General features: G+C 74.8%; 16 protein-coding genes. 10 read left to right on the forward strand and 6 right to left on the reverse strand.

Annotated elements, in window-relative coordinates:
- Nucleotides 1-154 precede the first annotated feature (154 nt).
- Nucleotides 155-415, forward strand: a complete 261-nt coding sequence (locus tag H1A17_RS00355) for an acyl carrier protein (RefSeq protein ID WP_145918646.1) — start codon at nt 155-157, stop codon at nt 413-415.
- A 70-nt stretch (nt 416-485) separates the two neighbouring features.
- Nucleotides 486-1,721, forward strand: coding sequence for a beta-ketoacyl synthase (locus H1A17_RS00360; RefSeq protein ID WP_145918647.1), 1,236 nt, complete (start codon nt 486-488; stop codon nt 1,719-1,721).
- A gap of 66 nt (nt 1,722-1,787) precedes the next feature.
- Here H1A17_RS00360 and H1A17_RS00365 read toward each other — a convergent pair whose 3' ends face one another.
- The 3 genes from H1A17_RS00365 to H1A17_RS00375 all read right to left on the reverse strand — a co-directional run bounded on the left by H1A17_RS00365 (nt 1,788) and on the right by H1A17_RS00375 (nt 4,202).
- Nucleotides 1,788-3,101: a glycosyltransferase family 2 protein gene (locus H1A17_RS00365; RefSeq protein ID WP_145918648.1), complete on the reverse strand. Its 1,314-nt coding sequence runs from the start codon at nt 3,099-3,101 to the stop codon at nt 1,788-1,790.
- Nucleotides 3,102-3,144: 43 nt separating this feature from the next.
- Nucleotides 3,145-3,426: a phosphopantetheine-binding protein gene (locus tag H1A17_RS00370; RefSeq protein WP_240762710.1), complete on the reverse strand. Its 282-nt coding sequence runs from the start codon at nt 3,424-3,426 to the stop codon at nt 3,145-3,147.
- Nucleotides 3,427-3,497: 71 nt separating this feature from the next.
- Nucleotides 3,498-4,202, reverse strand: coding sequence for a 4'-phosphopantetheinyl transferase superfamily protein (locus H1A17_RS00375; protein WP_145918649.1), 705 nt, complete (start codon nt 4,200-4,202; stop codon nt 3,498-3,500).
- A 97-nt stretch (nt 4,203-4,299) separates the two neighbouring features.
- On the opposite strand from H1A17_RS00375, the gene H1A17_RS00380 reads away from it, so the two are divergent.
- Nucleotides 4,300-5,697 (forward strand): condensation domain-containing protein, encoded by a 1,398-nt coding sequence (locus tag H1A17_RS00380; RefSeq protein WP_145918650.1) that lies wholly within the window; start codon nt 4,300-4,302, stop codon nt 5,695-5,697.
- A gap of 82 nt (nt 5,698-5,779) precedes the next feature.
- On the opposite strand, the gene H1A17_RS00385 is transcribed toward H1A17_RS00380, so the two are convergent.
- Together H1A17_RS00385 and H1A17_RS00390 are read right to left on the reverse strand one after the other, a co-directional pair.
- Complete coding sequence (locus tag H1A17_RS00385; protein ID WP_145918651.1) at nt 5,780-6,985, reverse strand: cytochrome P450; 1,206 nt, start codon at nt 6,983-6,985, stop codon at nt 5,780-5,782.
- Between the two features lie 30 nt (nt 6,986-7,015).
- A complete protein-coding gene (locus H1A17_RS00390; RefSeq protein ID WP_168222405.1) occupies nt 7,016-8,206 on the reverse strand; it encodes a nucleotide disphospho-sugar-binding domain-containing protein in 1,191 nt (396 codons plus the stop codon).
- 187 nt (nt 8,207-8,393) lie between these two features.
- On the opposite strand from H1A17_RS00390, the gene H1A17_RS00395 reads away from it, so the two are divergent.
- Nucleotides 8,394-9,566, forward strand: a complete 1,173-nt coding sequence (locus H1A17_RS00395; protein WP_228542645.1) for a cytochrome P450 — start codon at nt 8,394-8,396, stop codon at nt 9,564-9,566.
- A gap of 51 nt (nt 9,567-9,617) precedes the next feature.
- Here the strand turns inward: H1A17_RS00395 and H1A17_RS00400 are convergent, their stop codons facing one another.
- On the reverse strand, nt 9,618-10,481 hold the full coding sequence (locus tag H1A17_RS00400) for a TauD/TfdA family dioxygenase (protein WP_145918652.1): 864 nt from the start codon (nt 10,479-10,481) through the stop codon (nt 9,618-9,620).
- Nucleotides 10,482-10,648: 167 nt separating this feature from the next.
- On the opposite strand from H1A17_RS00400, the gene H1A17_RS00405 reads away from it, so the two are divergent.
- The 6 genes from H1A17_RS00405 to H1A17_RS00430 all read left to right on the forward strand — a co-directional run bounded on the left by H1A17_RS00405 (nt 10,649) and on the right by H1A17_RS00430 (nt 17,957).
- Complete coding sequence (locus H1A17_RS00405; protein WP_145918653.1) at nt 10,649-11,674, forward strand: methyltransferase; 1,026 nt, start codon at nt 10,649-10,651, stop codon at nt 11,672-11,674.
- A 230-nt stretch (nt 11,675-11,904) separates the two neighbouring features.
- Nucleotides 11,905-12,924 carry a polyprenyl synthetase family protein gene (locus tag H1A17_RS00410; protein WP_145918654.1) on the forward strand — a complete coding sequence of 340 codons (1,020 nt, stop codon included), beginning with the start codon at nt 11,905-11,907 and terminating at the stop codon, nt 12,922-12,924.
- Complete coding sequence (locus H1A17_RS00415; protein ID WP_145918655.1) at nt 12,921-13,958, forward strand: UbiA family prenyltransferase; 1,038 nt, start codon at nt 12,921-12,923, stop codon at nt 13,956-13,958. The genes H1A17_RS00410 and H1A17_RS00415 overlap by 4 nt, the downstream gene beginning before the upstream one ends.
- Nucleotides 13,955-15,655: a prenyltransferase/squalene oxidase repeat-containing protein gene (locus H1A17_RS00420; protein WP_145918656.1), complete on the forward strand. Its 1,701-nt coding sequence runs from the start codon at nt 13,955-13,957 to the stop codon at nt 15,653-15,655. The genes H1A17_RS00415 and H1A17_RS00420 overlap by 4 nt, the downstream gene beginning before the upstream one ends.
- Nucleotides 15,652-16,935 carry an NAD(P)/FAD-dependent oxidoreductase gene (locus tag H1A17_RS00425; RefSeq protein ID WP_145918657.1) on the forward strand — a complete coding sequence of 428 codons (1,284 nt, stop codon included), beginning with the start codon at nt 15,652-15,654 and terminating at the stop codon, nt 16,933-16,935. Before H1A17_RS00420 ends, H1A17_RS00425 begins: the two co-directional genes overlap by 4 nt.
- Complete coding sequence (locus H1A17_RS00430) at nt 16,932-17,957, forward strand: histidinol-phosphate transaminase (RefSeq protein ID WP_145918658.1); 1,026 nt, start codon at nt 16,932-16,934, stop codon at nt 17,955-17,957. Before H1A17_RS00425 ends, H1A17_RS00430 begins: the two co-directional genes overlap by 4 nt.
- Nucleotides 17,958-17,966 lie beyond the last annotated feature (9 nt).

Here is a 17,966-nt window from a genome sequence, read left to right on the forward strand (position 1 = left end):
CGAAACGGAGCGGCTGCTCCGGTGACCAGAGCGGCGACGGTCACGCCGACGTCGCACCTGGTTCCCGGCCGCGTCCCCGGCCACTGCCACGCCTCCCGTGTCCCACCGGCGGCCGGGTCCGCCGACGCCGACCTCCGGAAAGGAAACCCCGACCATGACCGATGAGATCCGCGCGTTCCTCTTCGCCGCGCTGACCGAGATGAAGTACGACATCGAGGGCGCCGACGACGACACGGTGTTCGGTCCGGCCGGTCTCGACGTCGACTCGCTCGGCCTCGCCGAACTGGCCGTGCGGGTGGAGGACAAGTTCGGGGTGACGTTCGACGACGACGAGGCCGAGGCACTGGCGATGATGACCGTCGGCGAGTTCTGCCGCACGGTGGCCGGCCGCGTCCAGCCCACCTCGGCACACTGACCGTGCCCGCCGTGCCGCCCCGGAGGCGGTCGATCAAGCGTCCGGTGCAGCGGGGCGAGGGGGGACGCGCATGCGTGCCGGCGTGACGGTGACCGGGATCGGGCTGGTCAGCCCGGTCGGCAGCACCGCCGCCGAGGTGTTCGACGCGGTCTGCGCGGGACGGTCCGGCCTGACCCGGCCACCCGAGGGGCACCCGGTGCACGGGGTCGTCGACGTCGCCGCGTTCAGCCCGGACATCGACCCGGCCAGCGTGCTGCCCGGCCCCGAGTCCCGGGTGGTGGACCGCGCGGTGGTGATGGCGCTGCGGGCGGCCGGGGACGCGTTGGCCGACGCCGGAGTCGAGGTGGGCCGGGACGTCGACCCGTACCGGGTGGCCGTGATCGTCTCCGGCGTCGGCGGCCTGTCCACCCTGGCGACCCAGGTCCTCGCGCGGGCCGAGCGGGGCCGGCTCGGGGTCAGCCCGTACATGCTGCCCGGCACCCTGCCCAACATGGGCGCGGCGCGGATCGCCATCAGGCACGGGATCCGGGGCTACACCTCGTCGATCGGCACCGCCTGCGCGGCCGGGGCCCAGTCGATCGGTGAGGCGCTGCGCATCCTGCGCGCCGACGAGGCCGACCTGGTGCTCTGCGGGTGCAGCGAGGCGCCGCTCTTCCCGACCTTCGCCGACGCGTTCGGCAACGCCCGCGCGCTCGCCCACGGCTGGTCGGACCCGACGGAGGCGAGCCGACCGTTCGACAGGCGGCGCAACGGTCTCGTCCTCGGCGAGGGGGCCGGGGTGCTCGTGCTGGAACGCACCACGCACGCGGTGGCGCGCGGTGCCCGGCGGCGCGCCGACCTGCTCGGGTGGGGCGCGAACAACGACGCCTACCATCCGACCACCCCCCGCCCCGACGGGTCGGGCGCGGCGCACTGCATGCGCACGGCGCTGCGGGACGCCGGGCTGGGCCCCGACGACATCGGCTACCTCAACGCCCACGGCACCAGCACCAAGGCGGGGGACGCGGCGGAGGTGGCCGCCCTGCGGGACGTCTTCGGCGCGGCGGGCCCGCCGGTCAGCTCCACCAAGGGGGTCACCGGGCACGTGCTCGGCGTCTCCGGGGTGATCGAGGCGGCGATCGGCGTCGAGGCGCTGCGCCGCGGTCTGCTCCCGCCGACCCACAACCTCGACGACCCCGACCCGGGCGACGACCTCGACCACATCCGTAAGCAGCCGCGTGACGTGGCGGTGACCACGGTGATGTCCAACTCGTTCGGCTTCGGCGGCCACAACGTCAGCCTGGTGTTCGGCCCGCCCGGGGCCTGACCGTCGTCCCGGCCGCACCCCCGGTCGCGGCTGCGGCGCCCTGCCGGCACCGCGCCCGGGGCGACCTCAGCGGACGGTGAGCAGGGTCGCCCCGTCGTGCCGGGCGACGGTGACGGCGAAGTGCTGGTCCAGCATGTCGGTCACGTAGTCGAGGTCGGCCACGAGGGGCACCGGCAGCATCGCCCGCTGGTCGACCGGGGCGTGGGTGCAGACCAGCTCGATCCGGTCGGCCTTGAGCAGCCCCCGGGTCAGGAAGGCCGGCAGGTCCTCGGGGAGCAGGAAGCGCCACAGGTCGACGTTGACGATCACGTCGAGCGCACCGGCCTTGAACTGCTGGAGCACCGTGCCGATCAGGTGTGCGTTGGTCGGCCCGGCCGGGGCGTCGTGGTCGAAGGTCTGCGAGTCGGGGCCCAGCTCCAGGGTGGACACCCCGTTGCCGATCACCAGCGCCGTACGGGTGGCCAGCTCCTTGCGCAGCGCGTCGGGCAGCGCCTCCGGCCGCCCCAGGCCCGCCCGCCGGTACGCCTCGATGGCCTGGCCGTAGAGCCGGATGCGGCCCAGGTGCCGGCCGAACGTGTTGATCGCGTACAGCACCTCGACGTCGTAGCGCAGATGCTTGCGCAGCAGGTACTTCATGTTGTCCATCGAGGCGAGCCCGTTGGACGTCTTGCGGAAGTGCGGCAGGTGGTACGACGTCGCCTCGACGTCCAGCTCGAACAGGTCGGGCCGGCCCCCGTGCAGGTGGAAGACCCGGTAGAAGAACTCCAGGTCCTCGAACCCCCACTTGACCATCGCCTCGTCGAAGCCGGCCACCCGCAGGAACGACTCCCGGTCGACCGAGGCGTTGTGGGTAAGGCCCAGCACCCAGGGCGCGCTGGGGAAGTCGCGGATGCGCTGCGGGTGGGCGATGTCCTCCAGCCGTGGGTCGCTCCGCTCGGCGTCCAGCAGCTCCGGGCCGACGGGTTCGCCCCGGCGCAGCGCGTCCGCACCGGCCCAGTCGAGGTCGTAGCGCTGGCCGAGCAGGACCCCGGGCCGGCCGCCGCGTGCGGCGTGGTGGTCGCGGTGCCGGGCCAGCAGGGTGGGGTGGGCGACCGTGTCGGCGTCCAGGAACATCAGGATGTCGGCCTGGGCGCGGGCCGCCGCCGCGTTGCGGTTGGCGCTGCGGCCCCGGTTGGTCTCGCTGCGCACGCAGGCGATCCGCAGCCGGTCGGCGTAGCGTTCGACGACCGGGGCCAGCGGGACGGCCGAACCGTCGTCGCCGACGATGACCTCGAACTCCTGCGCCGGGAGGGTCTGCCGGGTCAGCGACGCCACCGTCGTGTCGAGCGCGACGGCGTTGTTGTGGGCGGGGATCACCACGCTCAGGCGGGGCCGGTCCATGGAACTCCTTCGGAAGATACCGGCCGGCCCCTGTCGCGGGCCGTCAGCGGGGGGTGCAGTGCTGGTTGATGTAGTCGGCCAGGTCGCCGACGGTGGCCATCCGGTCCTCGTCGAGATCCTCGACGTCGATCTGGATCTCCAGCTCGTCCTCGATCTCGAGCAGCAGCTCCAGCGCGAGGGAGGAGCTGAGGCCCAGCTCGTCCATGAGCTGCGTGCCGACGGTGACCGGGGCCTCCGGTCGGAGCATCCGGGTCAGCAGCGCGACCATCGTGTCGACGACCTGCGCGCGCAGCTCCGGCGCGGTGGTCGTGTCGGGCTCTATCACTGGACCGCACGCTCCAACATGGAGCCATCAGAGCAAACATGATCGGCGGGTGTCAACGGCTGTCGCGATCTTCAGCCGGCCGGTCGCGGGACCGGTCCGGACGGCCCGTCGAGGCCGTGGAACGACGCCGTGTCGTAGGGCGCGTCGCCGGTCAGGGCCACCGCGACCCGGTAGCCGGCCGGGGTCGCGACGTCGGTGACCCGGTGTACGCCCGGCGGGTCGCCGCAGGCCACCACGTCGCCCCGGTGCACCGGCAGCGCCAGGTACGGCCAGAGCCGTTCCCCGGCCGCCTTGACCACCGCCTCCTTGCGGGCCCACAGCCGGGCGAACCGGTCGGCCCGGCCGGCGACGTCCGGCCCCGAGGCGACGTGCCGGGCCTCCCCGGCGGCGAAGAACCGGGCGGCCAGCGCCACCGGGTCCCGGCCCGGCGTCACGTGCTGGATGTCGACCCCCACCGCCCGGTCACCGCCCACCGCCACCGCGACCAGGTCGTCGGAGTACGACAGGCTGGTCTGTGGCCCGCCCCGGGGCTCGGTCAACGTCGGCTTGCCGTGTCGCCCCCGCCGCCAGGCGAGCCGTCCGGGGGCGACGCCCAGGGCCGCGCCCACCAGCAGCCGCAGCGCCCCGTGCGCCACGGTGAACCGGTCCCGGGCGGCGGCCGGGCCGAGCGCCGCGGCCCGGCTGCGCTCGCCGGCCGTGAGCACCGCGTCGTACCGGGCCAGCTCGTCCGGGCCGGGCCGGGCCGACAGGATCCAGATCCGGACGGTCTCCCGCATGGGTCGTACCCTAGCCCCGTCGTCCGCCGCGCGGCCCGGCCGGCGGCGGCGATTTGCGACGTTGACACGTGCCGATCTCCGTTGCTCTGATTGACCGATGTTCGCGCAGACCGCCGAGGCGCAGGTGCTCGTCCCGTTCGCCGGCCCGGGGGCCGGGACCGCGCCGCTGACCTGGGGTCAACTGGCGATCATGCAGGACATGCGGGAGACCGGGTGGACGCACAACGTCAGCGGCGCGCACCCGGTGCCGACCGGGGTCACCGTGGAGCAGGCCGCGGCGCAGCTCGGTGACCTGATGAGCCGGCATCCGGCGCTGCGGATGCGGCTGGGCACCGACGAGCGGGGCGAACCCTGCCAGGTGGTCGCCGCCGACGGGGAGATCGCCCTCGACGTGCTGGACGTCCCCGACGACGCCGACCCGGCGGACGTGGCGAAGTTCGGCTACGAGCTGGCCCACGCCCGGCTGCTGGCCCCCTACGACCTCTACCGGGACTGGTCGGTGCGGATGGCGGTGATCCGGCACCGGGGCGTCCTGGTGCACCGGGTGCTGACCCTCGACCACCTGGTCGTCGACGGCACCGCGACCGCCCTGGTGATGGCCGACCTCGGGCTGGTGGACCTGACGGCCCGGCGGACGCCCGACCCGCGTACGGTGCAGCTGCTCGACCTCGGCCGGCGGGAGCGCACCCCGCCGCTGCGCCGGGTCAGCGACCGGGCGGTCCGCCACTGGGAGGCGCACCTGCGCGACCTCCCGCCCTCGACCTTCGGCGAGGTCACCAACCCGGCCGGGCGGCACGGCCGGCGGTTCTGGCACGGCCGGTTCAGCTCACCGGCGGCCTACCTGGCGGTGCAGGCCATCGCCCGACGTACCCGGACGGACACCTCCCGGGTGCTGCTCGCGGTGATCGCCGTGGCGGTCGGCCGGGCCACCGGGGTCAGCCCGTTGACCGCCAAACTCATCGTCGGCAACCGGTTCCGGCCGGGGTTCGCCGAGGCGATCGCCCCGCTGAGCCAGAACGGGGTGCTCACCGTGGACACCACCGACACCACCGTGGACGAGGTGGTGACCCGGGCCCGGCACGCCTCCGTCGCCGCCGGCATGTACGCCTACTACGACCCGGGGCAGCTCGCCGAGGCCGCCGCCCGGCTCGACGGGGAGCGTGGCTACCCGGCCCGGGTGACCCTCCGGATCAACGACCGGCGGATGGTGACCCGGCAGGCGGCGGAGGCCGCCGCCCGCGCCGCCGAGGTGACCCCGGAGCAGATCCGCCGCCGGGCGGGCGAGACGTTCCTGGTCTGGGACGGCACCCTCGACCACCTGCCCGAGCAGGCGTTCATCACCGTCGAGGACCAGCCGGACACCATCTTCCTCCAGGTGATCTTCGACCTGGGCTGCTTCACCGAGGCCCAGGCCGAGGCGCTGCTGCGCGGGGTGGAGGAGGTGGCCGTCGAGGCGGCGTTCGACCCGGCGGCACCGACCCGGATCACCGGCTGACCGCCCGCGCGCCGGTCACCGGCCGCCGGACGACCCGGTGACCGCCGCGGCGCCGGTCACCGGTCGACGGCCCGGGGGAGGGTCACCGCTCGACCCGGTCCCAGGTCACCGGCAGCGCCTCCAGGCTGCGTACCACCAGGCCGGGCCTGAACCGCAGCTCCTCCTCGGGCACGGCGAGGCGCAGGCCGGGCAGCCGGCGCAGCAGCGCACCGAGGGCCTCCTGCAACTCCATCCGGGCCAGCGCCGCGCCGAGGCAGTGGTGCGGGCCGGCCCCGAACGCCAGGTGCGGATTGTCGGCCCGGGTCAGGTCGAGGGTGTCCGCCCCGGCGAACACCGACGCGTCCCGGTTTGCCGAGGCGATCGCCGGGAGCACCGGGGTGCCCGCCGGCAGGCACACCCCACCCAGTTCCACCTCCTCGGTGGTGACCCGGGGCAGCAGCACCCCGTTGTCGCCGAGCTGGATGAAGCGGGACAGTTCCTCCACCGCCCGGGCCACCGCGACCGGGTCGTCGCCGCGCAGGCCGGCGAGCTGCTCGGGGTGCCGGGCCAGCACGAGCAGGAACAGGTTGAGCTGGTTGGTGGTGGTCTCGTGGCCGCCGACGAAGATGCCGGCGGTCACCGAGACGAGTTCCCGTTCGGTGAGGTCGTCGTGCTCGTCCCAGGCCGCGATCAGGGCGCTCATCAGGTCGTCGCCCGGCTCGCGGCGACGCGCGACGATCATTTCGCCGAACGCGTCGAGGGCGGCCTGCGGGGCCGCCGGGTCGGCGTCCCAGTCGCCGACGAGCGCGTCGGACCACTCGCGTACCCGGTCCTGGTCCTGTTCCGCGATGCCGAACAGCTTGCTGATCACGTAGATCGGCAGCGGCGCGGACAGGTGGGGGATCAGGTCCGCCGGCGGGCCCGCCGCCACCAGGTCGTCGATCATCCGGTCGACGAGCGCGGCCACCGTCGGGCGCAGGGCCTCCACCCGGCGGACGGTGAACGCGTGCGACACCGCCCGGCGCATCGTCGTGTGCCGGGGCGGGTCCATCCCGATCAGCGAGTCCTCGGCGAGCGAACCCAGCTCCCGGGTCGGGCGGTCCGGCCCGGCCGCGGCGGCCCGGCTGAACCGTTGGTCGGTGAAGACCCGGCGGACGTCCGCGTGCCGGGTGGCGAGGTAGGCCTTCCCGCCGTCGGGCAGCGCGACGGGCGCCACCGGGCAGGTCTCCCGCAGCCGGGTGTAGTCCGGTGACGGGTGGTAGATCGTGGGAGCCGGAGCGAGCGGGTACGGGATGGGCTCTTGCGTCATCTGCGACTCCTAGGGTGGTCTGACGGTGGATCAGCTCCGGGTGCCCGCGGCGAGGTGCACCAACGCCGGCACCACCTCGGCGGGGGTGGGCATCGCGTGGACCCGGTCCCGCATCAGCGCGGCGGCGGCGCGCCACGGGCCGTCGGCGATCAGCTCGCCGACCAGCGCGCGGAGCGTGTCGTCGTCGGCGGCCCGCGCGTCCGGCAGCCAGGTGCCGGCCCCGGTGGCGGCCAGCCGCTCGGCGTTGAAGTGCTGGTCGCTGACCTGCGGCAGGACGAGCTGCGGCACCCCGAGGCCGAGCGCCGTCATCGTGGTCCCGGCGCCGCCCTGCTGCACCAGCGCGGCGCAGGTCGGCAGCACCAGCCGCAGGGCCAGCGGGCTGTCGACCAGCCGGACGTTGCCCGGCAGCGGGCCGAGCGCCGCCTGCTGGGCCGGCTCGACCAGCACGACGACCTCCACGTCCAGCCCCGCCACGGCCCGCACCACCCGGGGGAGGTCCAGCCGGTCGTCCAGCCCGGCCCCGGCCATCATGGTGCCCGCCGTGACGCAGACCCGGGGCCGGTCCGCCGGGCGGTGCAGCCAGGCCGGCAGCACGGCCGGGCCGTTGTACGGCACGTACCGGACCGGCCGGGTCGGGCCGGTCGCCGGCACCTGCATCGGGGGCGGCACCGGGTCGAGGGTCAGCACCCCGGCGAGGTCAACGTCGGCCGCGGCGAGCCCGAACCGGCCGGCCAGCGGGCCGAGCACCGGCTCCGGGTCGAGCCGGAGGGTCACCGAGGAGTCCGGCCCCCACAGGTGCCGCACCCCGGGTACGCCCAGCGCGGCGGCGGCCACTGCGGCGGCCAGGTTGAACGGCTCCCAGACCATCAGGTCCGGTCGCCAGGAGCGGCCGAAACCGACCAGGTCGTCGAGGAGGGCGTCGGCGAACCGGACCACCCCGCCGTCGGCGGTGATCGCCGGCTCGACCGTGTCGTCCGGGGTGTCGTCGTCGGTGGCCCGGTCCAGGGCGCCCACCGCGCCGATCCGGCCCGCGAACGCCGTGGCGAAGTCGACGTCCGCGCCCAGCGGCACCGCCGCCAGCCCGGCCGAGGTGATCGCCGGCACCAGCGCCGGATGGCTGGCCACCCGCACCTCGTGGCCGGCCGCCTGGAGGGCCCAGCCGAGCGGCACGAGGCCGTAGAAATGCGACCGCCAGCCCCACGTCGTCAGCAGAATCCGCAAAGCCGCAGTCAAGTCCGACCCATCCGCGCGTACCACCCGGCAGTCCTGGTGCACCGATGCTAGGCGATGGGTGTCCGTACCCGGAAGATCGTCACCCGGACCAATGGATATTGACGCCGGCCGTACCGATGGCCGAGTCTTACCGGTGCCCGATGTGGACCGCCGACCGACAGGTGGGTAGCTCGCCATGACCGTCGTCTCGGAGCTGCGGGACTACCCCTTTGCGCCGTTCACCGGCGACCTGCCCGCCGAACTGCTCGACATGGTGGTGTCCGAGCCGGTCAGCCGGGTGCGGCTGCCCGACGGCCGGCCGGCCTGGCTGGTGCTCGGCTACCAGGACTGCTGCACGGTGCTGGCCGACCCCCGGTTCTCCCGGCTGCCGCTCGGCGCGACCGGGACGCCCGACGGCGCGGGCCCCCGCGAGTTGAACATGGACGGTCCGGCGCACGCGGTCGTGCGCCGGGTGGCCAGCCGGGCGTTCACCGCCCGCCGGATCGACACCTTCCGCCCCCGGGTACGCCGGCTGGTCGACGCGCTGATCGACGACCTGCTGGCCGGGCCCCGCCCCGCCGACCTGGTCGCCGCGCTGGTGGCGCCGCTGCCGGTCCACGTGGTCTGCGACGTGCTGGGGGTGCCGGTGGCCGACCGGCCCCGGTTCTACGGCTGGATCGAGGGCCTCAACTCGGTCACCGCGTACGGCTCGGCCGACGCCGCCGCCGCGCAGGCGGAGCTGCGGGCGTACCTGGCGGGACAGTTGGCGGGCAAGCGGGTGACCCCCGGCGACGACCTGCTCTCGGCCTGGGTGCTGGGCCGGGACGCGCACGAACTCGACGACGCGGAGCTGGTCGAGCTGGCGATGGGGGTGCTGCTCGGCGGGCTGGAGATCAACTCGACGAGTGCCGGGCTGCGCGCGTTGTTCCAGCACCCCGAGCAGTTGGCGAAACTGCGGGCCGACCCGGGCAAGCTCTCCTCGGCGACCGACGAGATCCTCCGCTACACCTCGGTGAGCAGCATGTTCCGGGTCCAGGTGGTCCGCGAGGACCTCACCCTGGGCGGGGTGGCGATGCGCGCCGGGGACTGTGTGATGGCGATCCCGTGGGTCGGCAACCGCGACCCGCGGGTCTTCCCCGACCCCAACGTGTTCGACATCGACCGGGTGCCGACCGCACCGCACCTCACCTTCGGCTTCGGGCCGCACTTCTGCCTGGGCACCGCGCTGGGCCGGATGCAGGTGGAGTCGTCCATCGGCGAGTTGCTGCGGCGGCTGCCGGGGCTGGCCCCCGCGGTGCCGCTCGACGAGATCCCCTGGCGGCACGACCGGATGAACGGCGGCATCGCGTCGTTCCCGGTCACCTGGTGAGGTCGCCGCGCCGGTCACCGGCGGGCGGACGCCGCCCGCCGGCGCGGACGGTCAGTAGCTCTCCACCGCGTTGACCCGGTCCGGCCAGTAACGCTGACCGGGCGCGGCGACGTAGTGGTCCCACCGGGGCGTGTCGCCGGTCGGATGGTCGCCGAGCACGGTGATCCGCTGCCCGCGCCGGACGCCCGCGTAGTCGTTGATCGCGTAGTGCTGGGTGACCCGGTTGTCCCAGATCGCGACGTCCCCCACCCGCCAGCGGTACCGGCAGGTGAACTGGGGGCCCTCGGAGAAGGCGAAGAGGTACTCCAGCAGCGCGTCGCTCTCGTTGCGGCTCAACTGCGGGATGTGCGACGTGAACAGCCGGTTGACGTACAGCGAGCGGCGGCCGGTCTCGGGGTGCACCCGGACCACCGGGTGCTCGGCCCGGCTGGTGAACTCGGTGCCGATCCGGATGACGTGGATGGCGGTCAGGCCGTCGAGCAGGTCCCGCAGCGGCGCGGAGAGCGCCTCGTACACCTTGCACTGGTTGGTCCACATGGTGTCGCCGCCGGTCTCGGGCAGCTGCACCAGGTGCAGGATCGAGGCGATCGGCGGGCTCTGGTGGAAGGTCATGTCGGTGTGCCAGACGTCGACCTTCCCGCCGTCCTCGGAGTCGATCAGGACGATCTCCGGGTGCCCCTCCAGCCGGGGCAGGTACGGGTGCAGCTCGACCTCGCCGAAGCGTCGGCCGAAGGCGATGTGCGCCTGCGGCGTCAGCCCGGTCTGCCCGGCGACGAAGACCACCTGGTGCGCGAGCAGCAGCCGGTGCAGGTGGGCGAAACCCTCGTCGGTCAGGGTGTTCAGGTCGATGCCGTGGACCTCGGCGCCCAGGGCGCCCGCGACGAGCCGTACCTGCGGCACGAGGGACGTGGTCATCGGTGCTTCCTCCGGTCTGGGCACCCGGGCCCGTCGGCGCATTGTTCCACGACGGTGAATGGGATCTCCACCGTCGATATTGACGCCGTCGTGCCGTCCCTGGGAGCATTCGGGCCGGCGGAGGCCACGGCCATCGTGGACGCGCGGCGCGACGGGGGGCTGTCCCGGTGACGATCGAGACCTCGACCGATGACGATGCGGCGGCCCGGCTCGGCCGGCTGACCGACCTGGCCACCCCGTTCGCCGTACGCACGGCGGTCACCCTGCGGGTGCCGGAGCGGATCGCGGCCGGGGTGACCGGCCTGGACAAGCTGGCCGCCGCCTGTGACGCCGACCCGGACGCGCTGGGCCGGCTGCTGCGCTACCTGGTCCACCGGGGCGTGTTCGCGGAGACCGAGCCGGACGTGTTCGCGCTGACCGACGTCGGCGAGCTGCTCTGCGAGCGGGACGGCGGCGGCCACGGCGGCTACCTCGACCTCGACGGTCTCGGGGCGCGGATGGACCTCGCCTACACCGGGCTGCCGCACGCGGTGCGCACCGGCGGGCCGGGCTACCAGGCGGTGCACGGGCGGGACTTCTGGGCCGACCTCGACGCGCACCCGTCCTACCGGGCCTACTTCGACGCGCTGATGCTCAGCCAGCAGCGGTTCACCGCGCCGCAGGTGGCGGCGCTCTACCCGTGGCAGCGGGTGGGTCACGTGGCCGACGTCGCCGGGGGTGCCGGCGGGCTGCTGCGGGAGCTGCTGACGACCCACCCGCACCTGCGGGGCACCCTGGTCGACCGGGGTGAGCCAGTGGCGACGGCGACGGCGACGTTCGCCGCGCACGGGCTGACCGACCGGGTCGACACCGTGGTCGGGGACTTCTTCGCCGAGCTGCCGGCCGGCGCGGACGTGTACGTGGTGTCCCGGGCGTTGACCGACTGGAGCGACCGGCACGCCACGGCGATCCTGCGCCGGTGCGCCGAGGCGGCCGGGCGCACCGGTCGGGTGCTGGTGGTGGAGGTGCTGCCGACCGACCCGTACGTGCCGCACCGCTCGCCGTACGACCTGCAGATGCTGGTGCTGGTGGGTGGCCGCGAGCGGGGCGTGCCCGAGCACGTGGCGCTGGCCGCGGCGGCGGGTCTGAAGCCGGTCGGGACGTATCGCGGCACCGGGGGCCTGACCCTGTTGGAGTTCGCCGTGGACGCCTGATCCGCCGACCGGTGATCCGACGTTCGTACCTGTTTTCCCGGTCCTGTGTGACGCACGGTGAGCGGCTCAGCGGATTTCTCTGGCATCGACCGATTTGCCGGTGAATAGGTTCGTGACATTCGTGTTTCTCCATAGCTGGCGCAGTTTTCCGAAGGTTGTTCATGGACGGACCGGCAGGTAACGTCTCGCGTGCCGGCTGGGCCGAGCCTTTGCGAAAGGGTCGACACGCTATGACGGTTACTGGTTTCACGCGATATCCGCCCTTCATCGACGACCTTGCCCGCAGCGAATCGGGGCGGCTGCTGCACGCGGAACTCGGACGCCGGTGGCCGGAGTCGGCCGACCCGTTGGTCGGGATCGCCCGCTACGCCCTGCTGCCGGCGGGCAAGCTGCTCCGTCCGATGATGACGCTGCACGCGGCCGAGGCGGTGGGCGGTTCACCGGCCGACGTCCTGCCGGCCGCGCTGGGGATGGAGTACCTGCACGTCGCGACGCTCGTGCACGACGACATCATCGACGCCGACACGCTGCGCCGGGGCCGCCCGGCGGTGCCTGTCGCCTTCGGCATCCCCAACGCCATCGTGGTGGGCGACCACCTCATCTTCACGGCCTTCCAGTCCATTGTGGAGTCCGGGGCGACCGCGCCGGCCGGGCACGTCGCCGCCGCCGTCGCGGCCCTGGCCGAGGCCGGCCGGGACCTGTGCCGGGGGCAGATGCTCGAAACCCAGCTCGTCGGCGACCTCGACGAGGGCGCCCGCCGCTACCCCGAGATGATCCGGCTCAAGACCGGCGCGCTGTTCCGCGCCGTGTGTCACGTCGGCGCGCTGCTCGGCGGGGCCGAACCGCAGGTCGCCGCCGCACTGGCCCGCTACGGCGAACACCTCGGCATCGCCTTCCAGATCCGCGACGACCTGCTGTCCTACGTGGCCACCCCGGAACAGACCGGCAAGCCGGCCACCAGCGACCTCAACAACGGCCGGCCCACCCTGCCGCTGCTGATCGCCTACGACGCCGCCACCGACGCCGCCCGGGTGGAACTCATGGCGGTGCTGCACCGGCGCGGGGCCGGCCCGGGGGACGTCGAGTGGGTCGCCGGCCTGCTCACCGAGGTCGACGCGGTGCGCAGCGCCCGCCGGCAGATGGCGGAGCACGCCGGGCGGGCACTGGCCGAGCTGACCGGGCTCGCCCCGTCGCCCAGCGCCACCGTGCTCGCCGGCATCGCGCACTGGATGACGAGCGAGACGGCGTGAACGCGGCCGGCGCCGTACGGGCGCTGCGGGCACACGTCGAGACCTGGCGGCCGTACACCCTGTGGTACGTCGGGCTGGTCGGCCTCGCCGGTGCGGCCCTGGCCGACGGGCCGCACCACCCGTGGCTGCTGCTGTCGGCCTGGGCCGCCCCGACCGCCGGCTGGCTCGGCGGCCACTACCTCGGCGACTACTTCGACCGGGAACTCGACGCCGGCAGCAAACCGCACCGGCCGATCCCGTCCGGCCGGCTGGCCGCCCGTACGGCGCTGTGGTGCGGCTGTGCCTGTTTCGCCGTCCTCGCGCTGCTGGCGGTGCTCGGTGGCTGGGGCACCACCTCGGCGGCGGTGCTCGCCGCGTTCGGCATCGTCGCCTACAGCCGCTGGTGCAAGGCACGCGGCATCGCCGGCAACCTGGTCCGGGGCGCGCTCGGCGCGATCGCGCTGCTCTACGGCACGCTCACCGTCGGACTGTCCCCGCAACAGCCGTCGGCGGTGCCGGTGCTGCTCGCCTCGATGTTCGCGTTCTGGGCGCACGACACGATGTCCAACCTGGTCGGTGCGCTGCGCGACATCGACGGTGACCGGGCCGGCGGCTACCGCACCCTGCCGGTACGCCGGGGCGCGCCGTTCGCGGTGCGCACGGTGCTGGCCCTCTACGCCGGCACCGTCGCCGCCGCGCTGGCCGCCGGACTGCTGGCCGGGCCGGCCCGGCGGGCCGGCTACCTGGCGACGCTGGCCGTCGTCGTGGCACTGGGGGTCGCCGCCCTGGCCCCGCTCGTCGCGCACCGCGCCGACATGCCCGTGCTGGTGGCGTTGCGGGCGCACGCCGTCCTGGTGGTCGAACGGGTGGTGCTGGCCTCGGCCCTGGTCGGGCTGGGGCTCGGGGTCGGCCCGCAACTGCTGCTGGCGCTGCCGATGGTCGCCCTGACCTGGTGGGCCCAGCGGACGATGCGCGCCGGGCACGAACTCGGCACCGGACGACCCGCGCTGGCGCTGGCCACCCCCCGTCGAGCCGCCATGGAGGACGTGTCATGACCGCTGTGCCCACCGAGGCCCTCGACCGGGCCATCACCCGCGGCGCGGAGGCGCTGCTGCGCCGGCAGCGCCCCGACGGGGTGTTCGGCGACGACCCGCCGGCCTCGGTGCTGGGCACCGCCGGCACGGTGGCCGCCCTGCACGCCGCCGACCCGGTGGGCAGCGCCGACCTCGTCGACGCCGGCACCGGATGGCTGCGTCGGCAGCAGCACGACGACGGCGGCTGGGGCGGCGTGGTGGGGGCCGACAGCGAGGTCGTCGCCACCGCCGTCGCGGTCGCCGCGCTGGCCCTGACCGCGCCCGCCGACAGCGCCGAGGCGATCGCCGCCGGACGGGCCCGGCTGGCCGCGATGGGCGGCGTCGACACGGTCACCGACCCGGCCATCTCGCTGCTCTGCCGGCAACTGCTCACCATGGCCGGGATGACCGCCGAGGCGGGCCCGCTGCGCCGGCTGCCGCTGGAGATCGTGCTGTTCGACCGGGTCCGCCGCCAGCGCCTGTCGTTCCGGACCGCGCCGTTCATCGGGTTGGCCCTGATGCAGGCCGACCTGCTGCCCACCGGCCGGCTGCGCCGGGCCACCCTGCGTCGGGCCCGTCCGGCGGCGCTGCGGCTGCTGCGCGCGATCTACGACCACGAGGGCCGTACCGGCGCGTTGAGCGAGGACCCGTGGCCCGCCGCCCTGGTGCTGCTCGGCCTGGCCCGCGCAGGCGAGGCCCCCGACATCGCCGCCGCCGTGGTGGGCTGGCTGCGGCGCGCCGTGCGCCCCGACGGCGCCTGGGACGCCGTGGCCAACCTCGACCTGACCCGCTCCGGGTACGCGGTGACCGGGCTGATCGCCGCCGGGTACGCCGCCGACCCCCGGCTGCGCCCCACCCGCGAGTTCTTCCACGCCACCCGGAAGCCGACCGCGTTCACGGTGCTGGACGTGCCACCGGGCGGGTGGAGCTACTCCAACGTGGGCGGCTGGCCGGTGACGCTGGAGTCCGCCGAGATCCTCTCGGCGCTCGCCGGCTACCCCGACGCCGACACCGACCCGGTGCTGCGCGGCGGCCTGGACTGGCTCGTCGGCCGGCAGGACAGCCGGGGCTCGTGGAGCCTGTGGGTACGCGACACCAAGCTCGCCAACGACGGCCCCTGCCCCGCCATCACCAGCCAGGCGGTGCTCGCCCTGCACGACGCCGGCCACCCCGACGACCACCCGGCGATCGCCGCCGGGGCGGCCTGGCTGCTGACCGCCGCGCGCCCCGACGGCAGCTACGAGAACCTGTGGTACCGCGACCACACCTCCGGCACGGCGGTGGTGGTGGCGACGCTGTCCCGGGTCGGGCACGCCCGACACGACGTGGTCCGGCGGGCGGTGCGCTGGCTGCGCGACACCCAACTGCCCGACGGGTCGTGGGGGCCGGGCGACGGCACCGCCGGGTCGGTCGAGGAGACCGGCTGGGCCGTGCAGGGGCTGCTGGCCGGCGGTGACCCGGAGGCCGCCGACGCGGTCGACCGGGGGGTCTCCTGGCTGCTCGCCGCTGCCGGGCCGGACGGCGGCTGGCCGGCCACCCGGGTCTGCAACTACATCCGCCACCACCTGCGCTACCCCAACGCGGTGATCACCCAGGCGGTCGCGCTGCGGGCGCTCGGCGAGTACCGCCGTGCCGTCGCCGGGCGGGCCGGCGTCACACCCGGCGCGGTCGCCCGATGAGCGCCGACGTCGTCGTGGTCGGCGCCGGGGCCGGCGGCCTGGCCGCCGCCCGCGCGCTCGGCGCGCGGGGGCTGCGGGTGCTGGTGCTCGACCGGCAACGCACCCCCGCGTCGATCGCCAAGGGCGAGATCCTGCAACCCGAGACGGTACGCATCCTGGACGGCTGGGGTGTGCTCGACGCCCTGCGGGCCACCGGCGCATGCCCGGTCGACCGGTTGGCCATCCGCGACCCGCAGGGCCGTCCGCTGCTCGCCCTCGACTACGGCACCCTGCCCGGCGGATACCGGCAGATCCTCTGCGCCGACTACGGCGACCTGCGTGGCGTGCTCGCCGACGGGCTGCCCGGCACCGTCGAGATCCGGTGGGGGCAGCGGGTCACCGGTCCGCTGCGCGCCGCCGACGGCCGGGTCACCGGGGTCCGGGTCACCGGCGGCGACGGCGAGCAGGAGATCCGGGCGGCGCTGGTGGTCGCCGCCGACGGGATGTCCTCACCGCTGCGTAAGGCCGTCGGCATCGACGTCGAGCGACGGGAGTACCCGCACGGCCTGGTGGCCTTCGACGTGCCCGACGTGGAGGTGGCCGACGAGGTGTCGGCCTACCGCACCGAGCGGGGCCTGTGCCTGGTCTACCCGTTGCCCGGTGGGCGTTGCCGGGTCTACGTCCAGGTGACCCCCGACGAGTTCCGGGGCCGCAGCACCGCCGACCTGGCCGACTGGTGCGACCGGCTGCTCGCCGGGGTGCCGGCCGTCCGGCCGCTGGGCGCGGCGCTGCGGGCCAACCTGCACCGGCGGCAGCTGCTCGCCGTCTACCGGCTGCGGGCGGCACGGTTGACCGTGCCCGGCCTCGCCCTGCTCGGGGAGGCCGCCCACGCGGTGCACCCGATGGCGGCGCAGGGCGTGAACAGCTCCCTCGCCGACGCCGAGGCCCTCGCGGCCGGCCTCGCCGCCGGTGGGGGCCGCCCGGACGACGCCGCCGTGGACCGGGCGCTGCGCGACTACGACGCCGCCCGCCGGCCGCAGCTCGACCACGTCGCCACGGTCAGCCACAACGCCGCCCGCATGATCACCAGCGTGTCGGGGCTGCCCCGGCTGCTCGGGGCGCGGATGATGCGGCGCACCGCGGCCAACCCCCGGCTGCTCGGGCTCACCGCCGGCAACCTGTCCGGCACGAACGTCCGACCGCTGTCCCTGGTGGACCGGATGTACCAGCTCGGGCTGCTCACCGACCGGCACGCCCAGCCACCCGTCCCGCCGGCCCCGCAACGAAGTGAGCAACGATGACCACTGCCCCCACCGTCGGCACCCAGCCGCCGGCCGACCTGTCGATGAACGAGACGCCGTACCCGCCGCTGCCGAGCATCCGACGGATCGTCGAGGACGGGGCCGCCGCCCTCCAGCGGTACCCGGACCGCACCGCCGCCGCGCTGCGGGGCGCGCTTGCCGCACGGTTGGGCGTGGGACCGGAGTCGATCCTCGTCGGGCCCGGTTCGGCCGGGCTGTGCCAGCACCTCGTCCAGGCACTCGGGCCGCGCCCCGAGGTGGTGCACCCGGCGCTGTCCTTCGAGGGCTACCCGCTGATCATCCGCAACGTCGGGGCCCGGGGCGTACCGGTGCCGATGGACGGCTACCGCCACGACCTGCCGGCGATGGCCGCCGCCGTGACCGACCAGACCCGGTGCGTGCTGCTGTGCAACCCGAACAACCCGACCGGGGCGGTGCTGCACCGTGACGAGATCGAGGAGTTCCTGGCCCGGATTCCGGCCGACGTGCCGGTGATCGTCGACGAGGCGTACCGGGAGTTCGTCACCGACCCGCAGGTGCCCGACGGGATGGACCTGTACCGCGCCCACGACAACGTGTGCGTCCTGCGCACCTTCTCCAAGGCGTACGGGCTGGCCGCGCTGCGCGTCGGCTACGCGGTGGTGCCACCCCGGGTGACGCCGCTGGCCGGCATGGTGGGCGCGGTGTTCTTCCCGAACAGCCTGGCCCAGGCGGCGGCGGTGGCGAGCCTCGACGGGGCGGTCACCCCCGAGCTGACCCGGCGCTGCGCCGACCTGGCGGCGTCGCGTACCCGGCTCATCGACGAGCTGCGTGGCCTCGGCCTCACCGTGGCCCCCAGCGAGGCGAACTTCGTCTGGCTGCCGCTGGGGGAGCGGGCGGTGCCGTTCGCCGAGCAGGCCCGCGCCGCCGGCATCCTGGTGATGGCCATCCCCGGCGCGGGGGTACGGATCACCGTCGGCACCGACGAGGCGAACGCCCGGCTGTGCGCCGTCGCCCGGACCATCCTGGCCGGCGGGGCCTGACGGGCGGCG

Source organism: Micromonospora sp. S-DT3-3-22 (assembly GCF_015354745.1).
GTDB lineage: Bacteria > Actinomycetota > Actinomycetes > Mycobacteriales > Micromonosporaceae > Micromonospora > Micromonospora wenchangensis.

Bases quoted from the DNA above. Each gene is read 5' to 3' on its own strand.
- H1A17_RS00355 (WP_145918646.1), top strand. From the start codon at position 155: ATGACCGATGAGATCCGCGCGTTCCTCTTCGCCGCGCTGACCGAGATG.
- H1A17_RS00360 (WP_145918647.1), top strand. From the start codon at position 486: ATGCGTGCCGGCGTGACGGTGACCGGGATCGGGCTGGTCAGCCCGGTC.
- H1A17_RS00365 (WP_145918648.1), bottom strand. From the start codon at position 3,101: ATGGACCGGCCCCGCCTGAGCGTGGTGATCCCCGCCCACAACAACGCC.
- H1A17_RS00375 (WP_145918649.1), bottom strand. From the start codon at position 4,202: ATGCGGGAGACCGTCCGGATCTGGATCCTGTCGGCCCGGCCCGGCCCG.
- H1A17_RS00380 (WP_145918650.1), top strand. From the start codon at position 4,300: ATGTTCGCGCAGACCGCCGAGGCGCAGGTGCTCGTCCCGTTCGCCGGC.
- H1A17_RS00385 (WP_145918651.1), bottom strand. From the start codon at position 6,985: ATGACGCAAGAGCCCATCCCGTACCCGCTCGCTCCGGCTCCCACGATC.
- H1A17_RS00395 (WP_228542645.1), top strand. From the start codon at position 8,394: ATGACCGTCGTCTCGGAGCTGCGGGACTACCCCTTTGCGCCGTTCACC.
- H1A17_RS00400 (WP_145918652.1), bottom strand. From the start codon at position 10,481: ATGACCACGTCCCTCGTGCCGCAGGTACGGCTCGTCGCGGGCGCCCTG.
- H1A17_RS00410 (WP_145918654.1), top strand. From the start codon at position 11,905: ATGACGGTTACTGGTTTCACGCGATATCCGCCCTTCATCGACGACCTT.
- H1A17_RS00420 (WP_145918656.1), top strand. From the start codon at position 13,955: ATGACCGCTGTGCCCACCGAGGCCCTCGACCGGGCCATCACCCGCGGC.
- H1A17_RS00425 (WP_145918657.1), top strand. From the start codon at position 15,652: ATGAGCGCCGACGTCGTCGTGGTCGGCGCCGGGGCCGGCGGCCTGGCC.
- H1A17_RS00430 (WP_145918658.1), top strand. From the start codon at position 16,932: ATGACCACTGCCCCCACCGTCGGCACCCAGCCGCCGGCCGACCTGTCG.